Source organism: Pelobacter seleniigenes DSM 18267, assembly GCF_000711225.1.
Lineage (GTDB): Bacteria > Desulfobacterota > Desulfuromonadia > Desulfuromonadales > Geopsychrobacteraceae > Seleniibacterium > Seleniibacterium seleniigenes.
This window is the reverse complement of sequence record NZ_JOMG01000004.1, coordinates 158,432-176,690: the sequence shown is the minus strand read 5'-3', so window position 1 is coordinate 176,690 and position 18,259 is coordinate 158,432. Positions and strand designations below refer to the sequence as shown.

Annotated in this window: 18 protein-coding genes; 11 read left to right on the top strand and 7 right to left on the bottom strand. The window is 49.4% G+C overall.

The genetic code is table 11. From position 1 onward, the window contains the following. Nucleotides 1-2: 2 nt before the first annotated feature. The 5 genes from N909_RS0117775 to N909_RS0117755 all read right to left on the bottom strand — a co-directional run bounded on the left by N909_RS0117775 (nt 3) and on the right by N909_RS0117755 (nt 3,515). Nucleotides 3-452, bottom strand: coding sequence for a type II 3-dehydroquinate dehydratase (locus N909_RS0117775; RefSeq protein WP_029917485.1), 450 nt, complete (start codon nt 450-452; stop codon nt 3-5). Between the two features lie 24 nt (nt 453-476). Beyond that, entirely contained in the window at nt 477-815 is a 339-nt protein-coding gene (locus tag N909_RS0117770) for a cupin domain-containing protein (RefSeq protein WP_051689934.1), read from the bottom strand. Nucleotides 816-829: 14 nt separating this feature from the next. Further along, nucleotides 830-1,759 (bottom strand): ketopantoate reductase family protein, encoded by a 930-nt coding sequence (locus tag N909_RS0117765; protein ID WP_029917483.1) that lies wholly within the window; start codon nt 1,757-1,759, stop codon nt 830-832. Between the two features lie 62 nt (nt 1,760-1,821). Further along, on the bottom strand, nt 1,822-2,235 hold the full coding sequence (locus N909_RS0117760) for an aconitase X swivel domain-containing protein (RefSeq protein WP_162179139.1): 414 nt from the start codon (nt 2,233-2,235) through the stop codon (nt 1,822-1,824). Beyond that, nucleotides 2,235-3,515, bottom strand: coding sequence for an aconitase X (locus N909_RS0117755; RefSeq protein ID WP_051689933.1), 1,281 nt, complete (start codon nt 3,513-3,515; stop codon nt 2,235-2,237). The genes N909_RS0117760 and N909_RS0117755 overlap by 1 nt, the downstream gene beginning before the upstream one ends. Before the next feature lie 242 nt (nt 3,516-3,757). Here N909_RS0117755 and N909_RS0117750 point away from each other — a divergent pair, with 242 nt between their 5' ends. From N909_RS0117750 to N909_RS24030, 11 genes are all read left to right on the top strand, one after another. After that, a complete protein-coding gene (locus N909_RS0117750; protein ID WP_029917480.1) occupies nt 3,758-4,543 on the top strand; it encodes an IclR family transcriptional regulator in 786 nt (261 codons plus the stop codon). A 469-nt stretch (nt 4,544-5,012) separates the two neighbouring features. Then, the gene (locus N909_RS0117740) at nt 5,013-5,609 is read left to right on the top strand and encodes a hypothetical protein (protein WP_155006003.1); all 597 of its coding nucleotides are present in this window, start codon (nt 5,013-5,015) and stop codon (nt 5,607-5,609) included. 386 nt (nt 5,610-5,995) lie between these two features. Next, a complete protein-coding gene (locus N909_RS0117735) occupies nt 5,996-6,694 on the top strand; it encodes a site-2 protease family protein (protein ID WP_029917478.1) in 699 nt (232 codons plus the stop codon). A 206-nt stretch (nt 6,695-6,900) separates the two neighbouring features. Further along, entirely contained in the window at nt 6,901-7,920 is a 1,020-nt protein-coding gene (locus N909_RS0117730; protein WP_029917477.1) for a PKD domain-containing protein, read from the top strand. Nucleotides 7,921-7,985: 65 nt separating this feature from the next. Then, entirely contained in the window at nt 7,986-8,891 is a 906-nt protein-coding gene (locus N909_RS0117725) for a hypothetical protein (RefSeq protein ID WP_155006002.1), read from the top strand. 441 nt (nt 8,892-9,332) lie between these two features. Next, entirely contained in the window at nt 9,333-9,779 is a 447-nt protein-coding gene (locus N909_RS0117720) for a Spy/CpxP family protein refolding chaperone (protein ID WP_029917475.1), read from the top strand. A 36-nt stretch (nt 9,780-9,815) separates the two neighbouring features. Continuing rightward, entirely contained in the window at nt 9,816-10,277 is a 462-nt protein-coding gene (locus N909_RS0117715; RefSeq protein ID WP_084167806.1) for a DUF1499 domain-containing protein, read from the top strand. Between the two features lie 4 nt (nt 10,278-10,281). Continuing rightward, entirely contained in the window at nt 10,282-10,662 is a 381-nt protein-coding gene (locus N909_RS0117710) for a PAS domain-containing protein (protein WP_029917473.1), read from the top strand. Nucleotides 10,663-10,666: 4 nt separating this feature from the next. Continuing rightward, nucleotides 10,667-10,948: a hypothetical protein gene (locus tag N909_RS0117705; protein WP_051689932.1), complete on the top strand. Its 282-nt coding sequence runs from the start codon at nt 10,667-10,669 to the stop codon at nt 10,946-10,948. Further along, nucleotides 10,938-11,645 carry a response regulator gene (locus tag N909_RS0117700; RefSeq protein ID WP_029917471.1) on the top strand — a complete coding sequence of 236 codons (708 nt, stop codon included), beginning with the start codon at nt 10,938-10,940 and terminating at the stop codon, nt 11,643-11,645. Before N909_RS0117705 ends, N909_RS0117700 begins: the two co-directional genes overlap by 11 nt. Further along, nucleotides 11,642-13,003 (top strand): HAMP domain-containing sensor histidine kinase, encoded by a 1,362-nt coding sequence (locus tag N909_RS24030; protein ID WP_051689931.1) that lies wholly within the window; start codon nt 11,642-11,644, stop codon nt 13,001-13,003. The genes N909_RS0117700 and N909_RS24030 overlap by 4 nt, the downstream gene beginning before the upstream one ends. Before the next feature lie 507 nt (nt 13,004-13,510). On the opposite strand, the gene N909_RS0117690 is transcribed toward N909_RS24030, so the two are convergent. Together N909_RS0117690 and N909_RS0117685 are read right to left on the bottom strand one after the other, a co-directional pair. Then, nucleotides 13,511-14,860 carry a hypothetical protein gene (locus N909_RS0117690; protein ID WP_029917469.1) on the bottom strand — a complete coding sequence of 450 codons (1,350 nt, stop codon included), beginning with the start codon at nt 14,858-14,860 and terminating at the stop codon, nt 13,511-13,513. 513 nt (nt 14,861-15,373) lie between these two features. Beyond that, nucleotides 15,374-18,235, bottom strand: coding sequence for a tetratricopeptide repeat protein (locus N909_RS0117685; RefSeq protein WP_029917468.1), 2,862 nt, complete (start codon nt 18,233-18,235; stop codon nt 15,374-15,376). Nucleotides 18,236-18,259 lie beyond the last annotated feature (24 nt).

The following is an 18,259-nucleotide window of genomic DNA, read 5'->3' as shown; positions in this document are numbered from 1 at the left end:
GGCTATTCGCCTTTGAGAATACTGTCTGCGGCGACCAGCCCCATCTTGTAGGTGGTGACGCCAAAACCGCAGATCTGACCGACCACAGCCGTCGCAAACACGGACTTATGACGGAACTCTTCACGGGAATGAACATTGGACATGTGGGTCTCGATAATCGGACCTTTGTCCTTAAAAATATTCAGGGCGTCGAGGATGCCATAGCTGTAGTGGGTCCAGGCGCCGGCGTTAATAACAATGGCATCGATATCCCCCAGAAAGGCCTGATGAATTTTGATGGCCATTTCGCCTTCATGATCGGTCTGGAAACAATCAAGTTCATGACCGAGTTCCCTGGCCCAGGCCGTCGCTTTTTGTTCAATCTCCTGCAGCGTAATGGTGCCATAATGTTTGGGGTCGCGTTTGCCGAACATCTGGTGATTGATACCGTGCATTAACAAAATTTTTGCCATTGTTTCCTCCCTTAAAGATCAACGTCAGCTTTCCAGAAATTCCTGCCGAAGAGGAGTCCAGGTATCTACCAGACGGACCTTTTCGGTCAGCAGTCTTACGGTGTGTGGCAGTCCCCCCGGCACGGCAACGGTGTCTCCGGCTGACAGGAGACAGGATTCCTCCTCGATAAAAAACTCAACCTCGCCATCCGCCAGATAAACAATCTGGTCCTGGGGATGGGAATGGTATGGTTCAGGAGTTTCCCATGGACCATCGGAAAAATCCCAGATCGCCATCATCAGGTTGTCGGTATGGACAATCCGCCGGGTTTTCACCGGAGAAACCTGGACAATCTGATTGTCACGGAGTCTGTTGGTATTCACTTGTCGTTTTCTCCTTATTGTTTTTGTTGCAGCTCAATCCCTTTAAGCAGGGCCACCAGGGCCCGGTTCACCGGGGTCGGGATACCGAGCTTTTCTCCTGCGCGAACGACCGCTCCATTAATAAAATCAACTTCACATGGGGTCCCGCGTTCAACATCCTGAAGAATCGAGGTCTTAAAATCTGCGGGGAGACCGGCAACCGCCTGGCCAAGAACTTCGCGGGGATGATTGACCTCAAGGATGATTCCGGAGGCCCTGGCCACCGCCAACGCTTCCGCGACTGCCGCCATCGCACAGTCCATGACCTCGGTACTCTGCTGCAACGGACCGTAGGTCAACCGGGTAATGCCGCAGACGGCTCCGGTGGCAACATTGACCAGCAGCTTTTGCCAAGTCAGGGTGCGGATATCCTTGATGACGTCAGTGGCAAGCCCGGCTTGGCTAAACAGGGTGCGGATCAGCTCAGCCCGCGCGGAGATCGTCCCATCAAATTCACCGATCAGGGTTTTCTTCCCCTTGACCCCGATTTTGACTTTGCCGGGAGCCAACAGGGTGCCACCGACATAGGTTTTGCCACCCAACACACGCCCCTTGCCCAAAAAGTCTTCCAGCACTTCCTCATTGCCGAGGCCGTTCTGCAAGGACATGGCCACTGTGTCGGGACCGATGAGAGCCCTGGCACCTTCAATCGCCGCCCTGGTAAAGTTGGATTTCACCAGGACAATAATCAGGTCCACCGGGCCGGCTTTGGCAGCATCGGTATAAACCTTGACCGGGACTGTCCGCTGCTGATCATTCTCCACAAAGATCAATCCGGCTTTTTCCATGGCATCGGTGTGGTCAGTTTTCAGGTTCACCAGCGCGACATCAAAACCGGCCTCCGTTAACAGCCCCCCAAAAGTGCTCCCCAGGGCGCCACAGCCCAGAATCGCGATTTTTTTCATCGTTCCCTTCCACCTTCCCGGCTTATCCCAAATGACCTGACCGCGCCTCAAGAGGCAGCCAGCTACTTTTTAATGATTTCTACTGTCCCGGTTTCGGCATCGACCCTGACCCTGTCACCATCCTTAATGACTTCCGTCGGGTCCTGATCAAAATCCGTAACACAGGGAATCCGGGCGACAACAGAGCCGAGAGCGGTTTGCGGGTTGCTGTTGCGGACCACATAGGCTGCCGGAGCACAGCCGGTGTAACGCAGCGCCTGATGAGCAATGGTCCAGGCTGAAGAACCGGAAGCAGTGGTAAATACCAACACTTTCCCGGCGACATTTTTGCCGAACCATTCATGATTCAGGTCGACCACATCACCGTTATTCAGGTTGAAGGTTCCGAACCCACCCAAGGGGGCCTTGGCCACCAGAGCTTCCCCTTCGGCACTGCCGCCATGAACCTTGCGCCCCTTCAATACGATCTTTTCCATCACAGTTCTCCTCTCCATTTCCCGGTTAGCGCCGCGTCGATACATTCCTCCAGGGTACCGAACCAGGTATTCTTCAATCCGGTTGCGCCCGGTGCATAATGCGCCATCTTGGCCGAGTTGGTGACAAAGACCGTGTCGGGATCAAGGGCCAGTTCCAGGCAGCAGGAATCCTGCATGATGACCCCGCCCGCAGATTCAATGGAGTTGGTATACCCCTGGATGTCAGCCATCGCCTTGATCATGCTGTTGGTCGTCAGGTACAGCTTGGTGTTGCCGTTGATTTTTTTGCCGTCGAGCATTTCGGCAATTTTACGCAGGTACTCAAGAGTGCAGTGAGGGCAGCCCAAGGCCACGATTTCGACATCGTCCTTCTTGGTCCGGTTGAGTTTTTCGTAAGCTTCCCGCCGCTCAGCCTCACCGAAGCAGAGTTCGTATTTCAGTTTCCGACCGCCACTGGCAGTCTCAACCGTCGGTGCTTCGGGGGTGATACCAACCAGGTGATGCATGACGATACTGCCGCCCGAAATTCCAGCAGCACACAATGCCATCAGCTTGGTCAAGTCAGGGCGATCGTTGATATTCTGATAAATCGGCAGATCAAGCCCCACCTTGCTGGCGACGTAATAGCCCAGCAGATACCACTCGCGCAGGTTGGCCATATCAACCTGAACGTCAATCAACACTGATCCGTAACGATTTTCATCGAGATGCAGGCCCCACTTGGGGATTTTTCCGGTAATTGCTGCAGCAAAAGTGCTATGCAGCCCTTCAATATTGGTCCGCGAACCGATCACCGAGTTGCTATAGGCTATCGCCGATGATTCCGTCCAGGCGATGTGCTCGCCCCGGACAGGAATATTGCCGACCTGGTAGGGCGTGCAGGTGGCCAGGTGAATCATCCCCACCCGCTTGCAGTACTCGGCCAATTGCTGCAGCAAATTGCAATGATCCCGGCTGCCTTTTTGAATGTCAGGGTAATCCTGATCCCGCCAAGTGGCATTGGTGGTCGTAAAAGCCTTGACCTTGTCAACGACCACCCGCTCATCACTGTCAAGCAGGAAGCGCGATGCGATCTCATCGATATCCATCGAAGGAACCACTTGCCGAACGATTTTCACATCAGGAACAGACCCGGGAATGATCGTGACATTGTTGGTATTGACGAAATCTTCTGCGCCGAGACCCTCTGCATACTTCACCAGCAGTTCCATTGCTTTCTGGGTCGCCTTGCCTTGTTTCCCTTCCAGCATTGCCAATTCATCCGCTTTTAATTTCAACATCTGCGTATCTCCTTGCCAGTAAAGACCAGACCAATCACCGTAACCGGTTGGCTTGATCTCTTTTACAAGAACACAATTTCCATTCCAATATAATTTTTTGCGTTAACTATATTAGAACAGTTGCTTTTTTCAGCACAGTTTACTAATTGTTTTAGAGATCACGATGCAGTGCATCCGATCAGAGGACAGACCGCTTCGGTAAGCCGCTTTATCAGATGTCGAATTGTGATGGGACAAATCAGATGGAACAGAGAGAGAAACAACCGGACAAAGCACCTGAGCTGGTCAATACGGTGGTCACCACAATGGCGATTCTCGAATGTTTTAACGGCCAGGAAACAGAACTGACCCTTCAGCAGATCGGTCAGCGTACCGGGTATTTCAAAAGCCGCGTTCATCGGCTCTGCAAAACGTTGATCGCTCTTGGTTACCTGGCACGAACAGCACAGAATAATTATCGTCTCGGCCCAAAAGTCATGGTTCTTGGCAAGGTCTATGAAAAAACAAACACGCTGAAAGCGATTGCCACACCAATCATGGCAGAGTTGTCGATGAGGACCCAATTATCATCAACCCTGTATGTGCTTGACAGGCACCGCTGCATCTGCCTGGCCCGTGAGCTTGGACCCAGTCGATTTGCTTACGTTATTAATGAGGGGGATGTCGAAGAACTCTATACGACAGCAGCCGGACGAGTCCTGATGGCGTATTCGCCCGATTCCTTTGCCGAAAAAATTCTGGCCAAAGCAAAACCGGTACGGTTTACCCCGACCACAATTACCGACCCACAGAAAATCATGGAAGAGCTTGTATTTGCGCGTGAATATGGCTATGCCATTAATGATCAGGAACGCGAGCAGGGGATTTCAGCCATCAGCGCACCGATCTTCGATCACAACAATCAGATCAAAGCATCCCTTGCCATCGTCGGCCTGGCACATCGTTTTGCCAACGATCAGTTGGAAAATCTTTGTCATGAACTGACCGACGCAACGAAACAGATATCCTATCGTCTGGGGGAAATATGACCGGTGTTACTGGAATTTATCGGATGGTGAACAGCACTGGAAGGTAAAATAGTGATTTCAGCCTCAGTGTTGTCAAGAATCAGACCTTTTGATGCGGAAACGCCTGCAAAAATTCTCAGCCAATCTATTGCAAATCGGCCTCGTTATGAAAACCTTTGGAATCAGTCGGAAGAATCGCTTCTAAACAAAATTTCCGATTTTTGAACACCTCATTCAGCCAACGCGTAAGCATCACTCGCAAATTCAATGAGGAGAATTTGCTTCCTCCGCCATCCAAATTTGGTATAAAATCATTTAAATTGTTGAGGGGGCGATTTTCTGATGATTTATTCAACACACCCCGTCATAGCAACAATCAACCGAAATATCGAATTCAAGAATTGAGTGGCGTTCAATCATTCAAAATTGAGGACTCCATAGAAAAGCCAGGGCCTGAGAATATTTCATCACACACCGAGTATCAGCTTACATGACCGAAAATCCCTTACCTGCGGAGGAACCAGTGAAATTTTTCCCTATTTTTCTTTTAATGACCCTACCCTTCCTTCCCTCGTGCGCAGCCAATATTCAAAAACCTGAAGTTATCAATGGCAATAAATATATTGACAGCACGATTCCAAGAACAGAAATTATTTTCCCTTTCAATGTCGAATACAAATCAACAAAAACTGATTATTTTGAGCAAGAGAAAACAACAACAAACGAACTAATATCAAAAGAGAAAAAAATAATTATATATATAAACAAATCAAAGCTCATTGACATTAGGTATTATTTCACTAGAGCAGATTCAAGTAGAACAAAAGATAATATTTACATTGATCAAAAAAGTAATGGATTTTGTTCTGTAGATATCTTTGAAGAAAATCTTAACAGCTACTTACGAGGAAAATCCTACCGTTATATTAGTCATGACAAAATTTTATCGATAGAAATGTATAAGCCTATTGGATACATAAGCTCTCAAGAAAAATTCATCAATGAGAATAAAGATACAGTTGAGGATTTTACAACGACAGTTAAATCAATATGCGCGCAGAATGAAAAAGTCGTCGAAAAAAAATAGTCTTTAACGACTTGACAGGAAAGCGCAAGAGACCAAGCCACCGCCTTTGTTTATAGGCCGAAAGAGAAGACTTTTTTCAGCCCGTCAGTCAATAGTTGCAGCCTGTCCCCCAAAAAAGAGTTCGGGCAGGCCGAAAATTTCGGCAACCCCAATGGGACAATTCGGACCTGACTGATTTCGTGACTAGCAGGCTGTTAAAAAACAGCCTGATGAGCCCATGGACGGGCGATCAAAATCAATGGCGGCCTTGTAAGTCATTGATTTTGTAAGGTGGAGAAAATCGCACTTTTCTCCACCGGGCTTGAAAAAGGCTAAGGATGGACTTTTTCAACAACCTGCCAGTAAAGACCGTTCCAGCATAAATTAGACGTAGCCAGGAGGTGGGTATGGGCAATCTAGCAGAAGGCCTTTTATGGTATCTGGCCTTTATCTTTTCAATGGTTGTACACGAAGCATCACATGCTTTTACTGCTCTAAAGCTTGGAGACAACACAGCCTATGATGGTGGGCAGGTGACCCTTGACCCAATACCACATATCAAGCGGGAGCCAATCGGCACAATTGTCGTGCCGATCCTTTCGTTTTTGGTCAGTGGCTGGATGATCGGCTGGACAAGCGCCCCTTACGACCGTGACTGGGCAAGAACCTATCCTGACCGCTCGGCGGTTACGTCACTGGCCGGGCCGCTGTCAAATCTTTTATTAGTATTAATGACCGGACTGGCCATCCGCATTGGAATAGCTTTGGATTGGTTTTATGCACCTGATTATATCAACTTTACTCAAGTAACTTCTTCGTACCAAGACGGACCTCTCCACGCAGTAGCGGTGCTTCTCAGCATAACATTTACTTTGAATATCATGCTTTGCATCTTCAATCTTATCCCCCTACCACCACTGGACGGCAGTGGCATTATCCCTCTGTTCATCAGTAAGGAAAAAGCTATAAGCTACCTGGACTTTATACATAATACTCCTATGTTATTCATGGGCTTGTTTGTTGCTTGGGAAGTATTCGGGTACATATTTGACCCAATACATACCGTATTCCTTAACTTGCTCTATCCGGGGGCGGGATACCACTAGTGTCCCTTTTGGTTAGTTATTTGAAATAATTTTGAAAGTAAGCTGCGCAAACTTTGACAAAAAGCCACACACATAACAGAACCACAGCCCAAGCCCAAAGCGACATCAAAACAATTCGTGCCGACCAGGTCAATAAAGGGCTTGGACTTGTCAGCATTATCAGCATTACAATTGCCGGAAAGGCTTAAATTCCCAAAGGGGGGACAATGCAATTCTTCAAAACACTTCTCATCGGACTGCTTTTTCTCATTCTTGCCAGTTGCGGTGATCCAAAACCAGTTGTCCATACCAGCATACCAACCACAGCAACAGTTGGGGAGCAGGTCAAACTTGATGCAAGGGATACTGAACTGGACCGCACATCAAACTACAAGTGGACCATTGACAGCGCTCCGTTTGGCAGCGAAGCAACGATTGAAAATTCAAGTTCCAAAGTCGCCACCTTCACCCCGGACAAACCTGGCCGCTATGTCATCACAGTCACGGTCAGCAATGACAGGTGGAGCGATTCCGAAACAATAACCCTGACAGTCACTCAAGCAGGCGTTGATTCAGAAAAATATCGGGTGACCAAACTTGCAACGACTCTCGCTTTTCCTGATGGCATCACAACGGTCGGCGATGTCTGCTTTAACGAGGCAGAGCAAACCCTCATCATGCTTGCCGGGGATGATACCGCCTTGAGCGAATGGCTGGAAATCGACCCGGGCACAGGAGATGTTCTGTCCAGGGCACCCAACAACCAAACCGACATCAACAGTGGCAGTGAAATCGTTTGTGTCGGTTCGGCGATCTGGACAACAAGCGATCACTATATCTACAAGATCGACCCTGCCACAGGTTTGACCTCAAAACGAATCAACTGCCCAACAACCGACACGGGTATTTGCGAGGGACTGGCCTGGGACGGAATCAATCTATGGAGTGGAGCATCAGACGGAACAGCCCTGTCCAGCTTCGACACGTCAGGGAATATTGTTGATACCATTCCCGACCTTTGGCAAACGGTCAACTCCACCCTTGATCTCGACTGGGATAGCACCTCAGATGTCCTTATAGCCATCAAAAACGGCTATCCGAATATTGTCGATACAGTCGACAAAAGTCTCCTCCACGAAGCAACAACCGACATCGGGAACAGAGGCGGTTGGTCTGGCAATAGCAATATTTTCTGGGTCCCGAACAACGCGACCCAACAGCTGGAAATGTACTATATCCAGCTTTAACCAGTTGCCCGCCTGCGGATGGATGGTCCGGGTGGACTCTTCATTTGCTAAAAAGGAGGCTTCGAATGCAAACCTTATTAGACACCCCACTCATTTCATGTCCATACTGTCATGGAGGGGATTCTCTAATGCTCGAAAAAATTACAAGGGCAGGGTATTGGGGAACGGTCAATTGTCTCTCATGCCAAAAAGACTATGAAATAGCCACAGCAATAGATGAGATGTTTGCCTCGTCAACAAGTGGTGCCTTTGCCTTATGGGCTGAAGGAAAAAAAGTATGCAAACCATTTTCATGTGATAGTGGGCAGACTAATTTGGTTGACATAAAAGATACTTTCGATGAGGTCTACTCTATAGAGACAGGATTTTTTAATGGAGCTAAGTTTCTTGCCGGAGGAATCACTACCAAATTCATACAGCAGAAATATGTGATGGTTTCTATCGCTCCAAACCCAGACAACAGCACAAATAGTATTAATGGGTTACTAACCATTGAAGGAAAACCAACAGGACAGGTACCACTTCCGCCATGGAAGGAAATGCTCCTAAGAGCAAAACTCTCAATTTACAAAGCACCCCACTTGACCGTGATAATGGCCCTTAATGCTGTAGATCTTTTCTTGGAAAATTTAACGGATCAAGAGCCGTCAAAAGGGCGCCCAGATTCATGGAGCAAAATTACTGAAGCTCATTTTTCTCAGAAATTAAAATCAATAATGGAGGCAGATTTTTCGAGTGTCCAAAAATTTGTTCAAATCCGCAATAAACTGGCTCATGGGAAAGAGTATATCAACCAGCTGCCAAGTGATTTAAAATTGAAGGAACGGCAGTGGAAAGAAACAGGAATGTTCTATGAAGGGCCTGGGGCATTTGCGCCAAGCGCAGGCTTTGCTCTCAATACGGCTCTCAAAATCATCAGAAACTGCAGAAGGATCCAAGAAAACGGCAGATTTATTCCTGTTAATATCTAGTTTAAAGTCTACCTGAACCCACACAATCAACGAAAAACGGCTACTCAACAATAAAATTAAGTAGCCGTTTTTATTATGGTACCCGACAGAGTGAAACGTGAACTCGTACAGCACTGATGCCGAGGGATTTCAAATCGATTTATTGTAGCAATCCATAGGGATCAAATCCGCCCCTGGCCTTTGGACAGGGGCCCGAGCCAAGCCTTTTAGTCAAGCAACGCGCTCACTCCCCTTGATCACCAGACCAATCGTGAAACAACGCACTTCTCCCCCACCCCTTTTCAGAAAACATCCCGAGAGACTGACAAAATACGTTTCGAAATAATCAACAGCTTCATACTTCTTCACAGTTCCGTCAAAAGCAGGCAATAAAACATCGCTAGATTAATCAGCACCAAATGACAGACAAAAAACGACATCTAGCCAAGGAGAAGAGAATTCATGAAAAAGACAAATGTTCGCTACCTGATTGCCGTTACGATCGTTGTCTCGAGCCTGCTGCTGACAGGATGCCACCGACACCGCGCTCCCGATCCGGACCGGATAGCGAAAAAACTGGAAAAACATGTTGAGCATGTCCTGAGCAGCATCGACGCGACGGCGGATCAGAAAGACAAAATCCATGCCATCGTAAGTGAAATCCAGAAAGACGCGAAATCAATGTACCGGAATAATTCATTTCACCATAACAAAACCCTGGACAGTCTGTTCAGCGATCAGCCGGATGCAGCCCGCTTACACAGTCAGATCGACGAAAAATCAGAGCAAATGACAGCCTTTTTCCATCGCACCATTGACCACATGCTTGAGATCAATGCGGTCCTGTCACCGGAGCAGCGAAAAGAGCTTAAGCGAAAATATCATAAGGCTCATGACAACTTAGAATAAGCCTTCGGAAGCGGATCATCAGGAAATCCATAGCCTATGAAAAAACTACTCGCAGGAGCAATTGAACTTATGATTTTGGGAAGCATTTTCGGATGTTCGGGAAAAATTCCGTCGAATCTCGGCGTAAATAATGGCCGTCTAGCACATTGCCCTGATTCCCCAAATTGCGTGAGCAGCCAGGCTGATCAGCAAGACGAGAAACACTATATCGGCCCCCTGACTTACCACGGCACAAAAGAAACGGCTTTGGCCAGCATTGACAGAATCCTGGCTTCATCCCCTCGGGTTACTGTGGTCGAACAGCGCAAAGACTACATCCATGCCGAATTCAAGTCTGCGATCATGGGATTTGTCGATGATGTTGAGTTTTATTTCCCGGATAAAAAAATGATTCATGTGCGCTCGGCATCCCGGCTTGGCTACAGTGACCTCGGGGCGAACCGTAAAAGGATCGAGCGGCTGAGAAACCTACTTAACGAACAGCAACAGGAGGATTAACACGATGGACCACACCCAGATCAGTCAAGATATTATCAAACATTTTCATCTCTACTGGGACAATTTTACTGCTCCGGTTATCCTGGTCCACAAGGACCGGACTGTTATCGCAGTGAATAAGGCAGCCGAGCCGATGGGGTGTATTCCTGGAACTCGCTGCAGTGACAGGGGCCCGAAAGAGGCTCATCAGAATTGCCTCGCCAATTTTGCCCTGAAGGGCAACAGGACAGAGAGGTCAGTCGAGTATGTCAATATGGTCGGTATGGTTCTTGACACCTACTGGATCCCACTGGCGGGCGAGCCCGACCTCTATATTCACTTCGGCATCGATATTACTCCCTACGCTTCCGACAAAATGTTCCCGGAATCAATGAAAGGACAATAATCAAATGCCAGACGGAGGGGTTGCGACTTTTTTTTACCTGTTTATCGCCAGCGGCGCGAATATCCCCCTCGGCTATATGCGTAGAGGACAAAAAGCATTCACATTCGGCTGGTTCTACTATTCGCTACTGTCGCTGCCGGTCATTCTCTATCTTCAGGCAAAATCTCCCCTGGAGACAGGTTTCACTGTCCTTGCTATGATGGGCGTGGTTACCGGGCAGTTGCTCGGTGGCCTCATAAAGACTCTTACAAAAAGGAAATCGGCGGATAACGGCTATGAAATCTGATGCGCTTATCGATCTGCTGCTGATTGAAGATGATCCCCGCCTGGCGGATCTGACCCGGGAATACCTTGAAGGTCATGGCATCATCGTCACGCTTGAAGAAAATGGCGAGCAGGGCTTACAACAGGCCCTCAGGCATCGATTCGACCTGATTCTGCTTGACCTCATGCTTCCTGACCGGGACGGTATCTCCGTCTGCCAGCGGTTGCGGGAACACTCGGACGTTCCCGTTATTATGATTACCGCCAGGGGAGAGGAAGCCGACCGGGTTCTTGGCCTGGAGATTGGTGCGGACGACTATATTCACAAGCCTTTCTCTCCCCGTGAACTGCTCGCCAGAATCCGCTCGACGGTGCGTCGCGCACGTGGACAGAGTGGGCCGCGCACCGCCGTTGTCACTGTTGGAGATCTGACTCTTGATCCGGGGTCATTGTCGGCACGCTTATTGGGGCGGCCACTTGACTTGACAAGCTATGAATTCGCCCTGCTGCAGGCACTGGCCGAACGTGCCGGACAGGTCCTGTCACGGGACCGGCTGATGGAACTGGCCCGGGGTAACGCCGATGAGGCATTCGACCGTTCCATCGATGTTCATATTTCAAGGCTGCGTCAGAAGCTTGGTGACAACTCCCGTCATCCGCAGCGCATTCGTACTGTGCGAAGCGTTGGCTATCAGTATATGATTCCGGAAACGACATGACTCTCATACCCAAGCGCATGTTCTGGAAAATCTATCTCAACAGCCTGCTTTTGCTGGTTCTGGTCACCCTTGCGGTATCTCTGGTGACCGTCTTCGTTCAGCCGGAATCAAGGTTTCATGGTCGCCCCGAACAACTGCAAAAACTCCTCAAAGCAGACATCGAAGCAGTATTCAATGATCCTCAAAAGTTGCAACGGACGCTGCAGCGAATAAGCACAGCTCTCAATCGAAGTCTGGTCATCTACTCATCAGCCGGGCAACAGATTGCAACAGTTGGAGACTCGCTTCCGCCTGCCCTAAAACCCGAACAACTGGAGAAAGTCGGAGGCTGGCACCCGATTCACCAGGATGACGGCTGGGTACAGTCAGTCTCCCTGAACGACGGAACCAGTTATCTGCTCATCGAGGGACGAGGCTCCGGAGGCTTAAGCTTTCTAATTGCCATATCAACCGTTTTGCTGGTTGTTGCAATCTTGTCATGGCTATTGACAAGGGCATTGACACGCCCCCTGGAACGCCTAACGGCAACGTCGCGATCTCTTGCAGCAGGTCATCTCAGTACACGTAGTGGTCTGCGCCGAAAAGACGAGGTTGGTGAGCTTGCGCTTGCTCTTGATGAAATGGCGGGAAACCTGGAGGAACGCATCAACAGTGAAAAAGAGCTGTTTGCCAATATTTCCCATGAAATCAGGACTCCTTTGGCTCGTCTGCGGGTAGCCCTTGAATTGTGCGAAGAATCACCGGGCGACTCCGGGCGTATGTTGAAGAGGCTGCGCGACATCGGGGAGGACCTGTCAGAACTGGAGATTCTGATTGAAAACGTTCTGACCAGTGCCAGACTTGATCTCGGAGAAAATCGGGGCAATTTTCCTCTCAAGTTAAGAAACGTTTTTCTTGATGATTTTTTTCATGCAGTCGAGGAACGTTTTTTTCGCCATCACCCGAATGCCCAATTTCAGCTCCAACTGGAGCCATCCTTGCCGACGGCTGAGATCGACGCGGAACTGTTGAATCGGGTCTGCGACAACCTGCTGGATAATGCCGTAAAATACAACAGCCGTAACGACCCCGTCGTCATGGATGTCTCAGCATCAGCAACGCATTTTTCCGTTTGTGTAAAAGACCGTGGAGACGGAGTTGAGGATGCCGATCTGCAGCGCCTGTTCGAGCCCTTTTTCAGGGCTGATCGCAGTCGCTGCCGGAAAAGTGGCGGGACAGGCCTCGGTCTGGCACTCTGCAAACGCATTATCATTGCGCACGGGGGAAAAATAAGCGTCAAGAAGAACAAAGAGAAAGGATTGAGCTTCCAGTTTACAGCTCCGCTATCTCACGCCGCAAAAATTCCAAAGAGCGCTTAACGCGAGACAAGGCCGTGTTCAAACGAAAACACAACCCAAAAGCTTTTCGATTACCTCAAAAAATGGTGGGTAAGCCACATTTTAGCTGACGATGTCGCTTACTCTGAGTTTTTGGGTGCCAATAAAGAGAATTAAAAATAGGAGCATGCTTGGGCTGACTGAAGAGCGAAGCCTCCTTATGCAAAGGATTGATCCGGAAAGCCCTTAAAAATCCAGTTTGGGATCCAAACAGCTGTCTTCCACAGCTTTCTGTTAAACGGAAACCCTATGCGAAAGATGTACGCTCACAGGGGTTCGGGCAGGCCGGAGATTTCGGCAACTTGGATCAGTGAGTTGCGCTTTGCACCAAGCGACAGTAGTAAATAGCTTAAACTGACCACCAACGGCATGCAAAACAGCCGCGACTCGCAGGTTTTCTAAATCATACAAGTCGCGGCTGTTTTATATTTTCTGTTAAGAAACTACATCTGCAAAAAAAATGGAGTTATTTCTCCTGCGTGAAAAGCATCATTCCGAGTGACTCACCCAAATATTATCAACAGCACCATCCGAATGAACCCAGACAACGATGGCATTGCCGTTGCTATCCATAGCAATTTGTGGGAAATAGGCCTCGTCATTAGCGTTTGTAATCGCTTCCGCCTCTCCCCAGGTCAGAGTTGCAGTATTAAAGCGATTAGTCCACAGAGTAGAAACTGCACCGTCCGACTGCTCCCAGACGGCAATGCCGCCTCCCGCATTGAAGGCGATCTGTGGGAAATCGGTAAGTTCAGTACTGCTTGTTTTTATATCTGCGACCCTTTCCCAGGATGAAGTGACTGCATTGTAATAACGAGTTTTGATACTATCAGTTGCTGCGGTATATTGCCGCCAGGCAACAATGCCATTTCCAGCATCGTCCATGGCAACCTGCGGATACTCCACCCCTTCATTATTGCGACTCTTTATCTCCTCAGCCCCTCCCCAAGAGAGTGTCGTCACATCGAAGTGGCTGACCCAAAGTAAATCACCAGTGGTTTCCTTGTGCACCCAGACCGCAATGGCATTACCCGCTTCATCAACCGCCAGCTGGCAGTCCCACACCGGTCCGCCGTCAGTCGCTACTTTGTCCTGCGATCCCCAGGATAGGGTTCCGGCATTGTAGCGACTGCTCCAAATTGTATTGCCTAAACCGTCAATTTGCCGCCACAGCACAATGGCATTTCCAGCACCGTCTGTGGCAATCTTGAGATCGTCGACCTCGCCGACACCACTTCCGCCGACTTCAATCGCTCCCCAAGAGGCAGTTGCGGCATCGTAACGACTGACACGAAGGCTATAATTGAAACCGTCATATTCTTCCCAGACCACCAGAGCATTGTCATCATTATCCATAGCTAACTTAGGAGCGCTCCAACTTGCGTTATACCCCTCAATCTCGACCGCTGTTCCCCAGGACAAGGCCGTCCTATCGTAGTAATTGGCCCAAAGGCTATAAGAAGTAGGGCCATCATATTGCAGCCAAACAGCCATGGCGTTTCCGGAACTGTCCATGGCAAGCTTGAAAGAGAAGGTATTTGCGCTGTTGGCTTCTATCAGCTCTGCAGTTCCCCAGGACGAGGTGGCAGCATCGTAGCGGTTGGACCACAGGCTATTAACAGAACCATCATATTGCCGCCAGACAACAATGGCGTTGCCAGCGCTGTCCATGACAATACTCGGCCAACTAGCGTTCCCACTGCCATCAGTAATCGTAGCAGGAGTTCCCCATCCAGTATGCCCTGCACTATCTTTGCTGCTGTTTTCGCCGCAACTGGCCAGCAGGAAACTGGAGATTAAAATCCCGATTAAAATCACTCGTCGCAAAATTCCTGTCATCGTGGATGCTCCTCTCTGAAGAAGAAAGTAGGAAAGGACAAACATTGCGCCCGCAGAATAAGGCCTATAGCCACCCTGCTAAACTTGCCACCAACAAGGCCGGACTCAAATACTCAGAAAAATTAAAGGAGAGGAAATACGACGACACAGAAACCAGACATGCAAATAGGCAAACTGCTAGAATCAGCTTCCCGGTATCCCCCTCACACTTTTCAAAAATCTTACTTGAATAAACATACAGATACGCGCTGCTACTGTCGATCAAAATATGGTCTGTAAAGAGGGGAGAATCCTATCCATACTACCGATTCCGGGTCGGTCTCACCGAACCGATCAAGTTCCCTTTATGTTCGAGTTTCTACGGTAGGAACCTTATGCTTTTTGAGGAGTTGGGGCTTTCGGCCTGATCCAGTGATGAGTACAGGCAGGGACAGAGATATCGGGGGCTGGGCTTGAAAGAATCAAAGGGCCATGACGCACGGCTCCGAGTAAGGGGTCAATGAGGAAAAGGGGTTACTGATTAAGTTCTTTTTTCCAAATGACTAAAGTTTCTTTTGAATTTTTTGTGATTGGATGATCATCACCGAGTTTTTTGGCTAACACATACATCGTTTGCTCCATCAATGAGATAGCAGCGTTACATTCCCCTAACCCCCAAAGAGAATTTGCCAAGTTTCCTATGCTGATGAGGGTACTTGGGTGCTCTTCGCCCAGGGTCCGCCCGCTCACTTCCAATACGTGTTCCTGAAGGTCCCGTGCACCGTTTAAAAGCCCCTGGGCTCGCAAAGTTTCCGCCAAGTTGTTCATATGTTTCAGGGTATCCGGGTGATCCCCGCCCAATAGTCGCCGACTCACCTCTAGCACCTTTTCCTGGAGACTGCGAGCACAGTTCAAATCCCATTGGGCATGCAGTGTCAACGCCAGGTTGTTCATACCGGTCAGAGTGAATGGGTGCACTTCGCCCAAGAGCCGCCGACTCACCTCCAGTACCTGTTCCTGAAGGTCCCGTGCACCGTTCAAATCCCCCTGGGCTCGCAGAGTTTCCGCCAAGTTGTTCATATGTTTCAGGGTATCCGGGTGATCCCCACCCAATAGTCGTCGACTCACTTCTAGTCCCTGCTTTTGAAGCTTACGGGCACGGTTCAAATCCCCTTGGGCTTGCAGTGTTAACGCCAAGTTGTTCATAAGCCTCAGGCTATCCGGATGCTCCTCGCCCAGGGTCCGCTGGCTCACCTCCAGCGCCCGCTCAAAAACCTCGCGAGCACTATTTAGATCCCCTTGTGCCCGAAGCATTTCCGCCAGGTTATTCATACCGGTCAGAGTGAATGGGTGTTCCACACCCAGGGTCCGCCGACTCACCTCCAGTACCTGCTTTTGAAGCTTATGGGCACCGTTCAAGTCCCCTTGGGCTTGCAGTGTTAATGCCAGGTTGTTCATATGCCCCAGGGTATCCGGATGCTCCTCGCCCAAGGTCCGCCGACTTCCCTCCAACACCTGTTCTTGTAGCTCGCGAGCGCCGTTCAAGTCCCCCAGGGCCTGCAGTGTTAACGCCAGGTTGTTCATACCGCTCAGAGTGAATGGGTGCACTTCGCCCAGGGTCCGCCGACTCACCTCCAGCACCTGTTCTTGGAGCTCGCGAGCACCGTTCAAGTCCCCTTGAGCTCTAAACGTTAATGTTAGGTTGCCCATACTGGTCAGAGTGAACGGGTGCACTTCGCCCAAGAGCCGCCGACTCACCTCCAGCACCTGTTCTTGGAGCTCGCGAGCACCGTTCAAGTCTCCTAGGGCCTGCAGTGTTAACGCCAGGTTGTTCATATTTCTCAGGCAATCCGGATGCTCCTCGCCCAGGGTCCTCTGGCTCACCTCCAGCACTTGCTCCTGAAGTTTACGGGCACCTCTCAAGTCCCCCAAGGCCTGCAGTGTTAACGCCAGGTTGTTCATACCGGTCAGAGAGAATGGGTGTTCCACACCCAGGGTCCGCCGACTCACCTCCACCACTTGCTCTTGAAGCGTACGGGCACCTTTCAAGTCCCCTTGGGCTCGCAATGTCTCCGCAAGGTTGTTAATATCCCTCAGGGTATCCGGATGCTCCTCACCCAGAGTCCGCTGGCTCACCTCCAACACTTGCTCCTGAAGTTTACGGGCACCGTTCAAGTCCCCCAAGGCCTGCAGTGTTAACGCCAGGTTGTTCATATTTCTTAGACTATCCGGATGCTCCTCGCCCAGGGTCCGCCGGCTCACCTCCACCACTTGCTCTTGAAGCGTACGGGCACCTCTCAAGTCCCCTTGGGCTCGCAATGTCTCCGCAAGGTTGTTAATATTCCTCAGGTTATCCGGGTGTTCCCTGCCTAAGAACCGTCGGCTCACCTCCAGTACCTGCTCCTGAAGTTTACGGGCACCACGCAAGTCTCCCAAGGCCTGCAGTGTTAACGCCAGGTTGTTCATACTGATCAGACTATCTGGATGCTCCTCGCTCAGGGTCCGCCGACTCACCTCCAGAACTTGCTCTTGAAGCGTACGGGCACCTTTCAAGTCCCCTTGGGCTCGCAATGTTTCCGCAAGGTTGTTCATACAGGTCAGGGAACATAGATGTTCTTCGCCAAAAGCTTCCTTCATTAGGTCGACAGCCTTAGACAACTTCTGGTTGGCACTATCGTAATTGCCGAGGTTATAGAGAGACATTCCTTCAAGATTGAGATAAGAGGCCAAAATTTTATCTTCCCCCGAGGGAAGCAGTTCCACCGCCTGCCGATAATATTCGGCAGCAACAGCATATTGGAATTGAGAATTCTTCAGTTGGGCGTTCTCGGCCTTACTTTCTGCCGCAGACAATAACTTCTTGTGAGCAATCTTTTGAATTTCCATTGCTTTTTTAACGTCACAGTCACTAGCCTGGTTTAGAAGATCTTCGGCCTTCAAAAACTGTCCGGCTTCCAAAGCGTTAGATGCTTGTTGTTTTAGGGTGTTGACTTCCGGGTCGTCTGAGGTAAAAGAAGCCAGCTTTATTTTCAGCTCATGAAAACTCTGAGCAATCCGGCACAAGGTGCTGTTGAGATCCTCGGGAGAAACATGTTCCTCTTGAATGATCTCAAAGAATTTTTTCAGCGCTGCCTTGGTAACACCGAGCTCTTCGACTAAAGTCTGAAATGACTCTGGAGAAACATTATTGTTGACGATGTTGTAAATTGTCGCGCTATCAATAATGAACGAAGGAAATCCAGAATCTAAAGATTTTGAATCAGAGGTGGTGAGTTTAAACTTTTTCAGAAATTTATAAATAGAATAAATCGCGGTTGGGACTCCTATAACAAAAGAGCCTATCCATGCCAGCAGCTCACGGCGCTCAGGACTCATCAGCCATTGCTCAATTGACATAGCCCCTCCATAAATCATATTAAA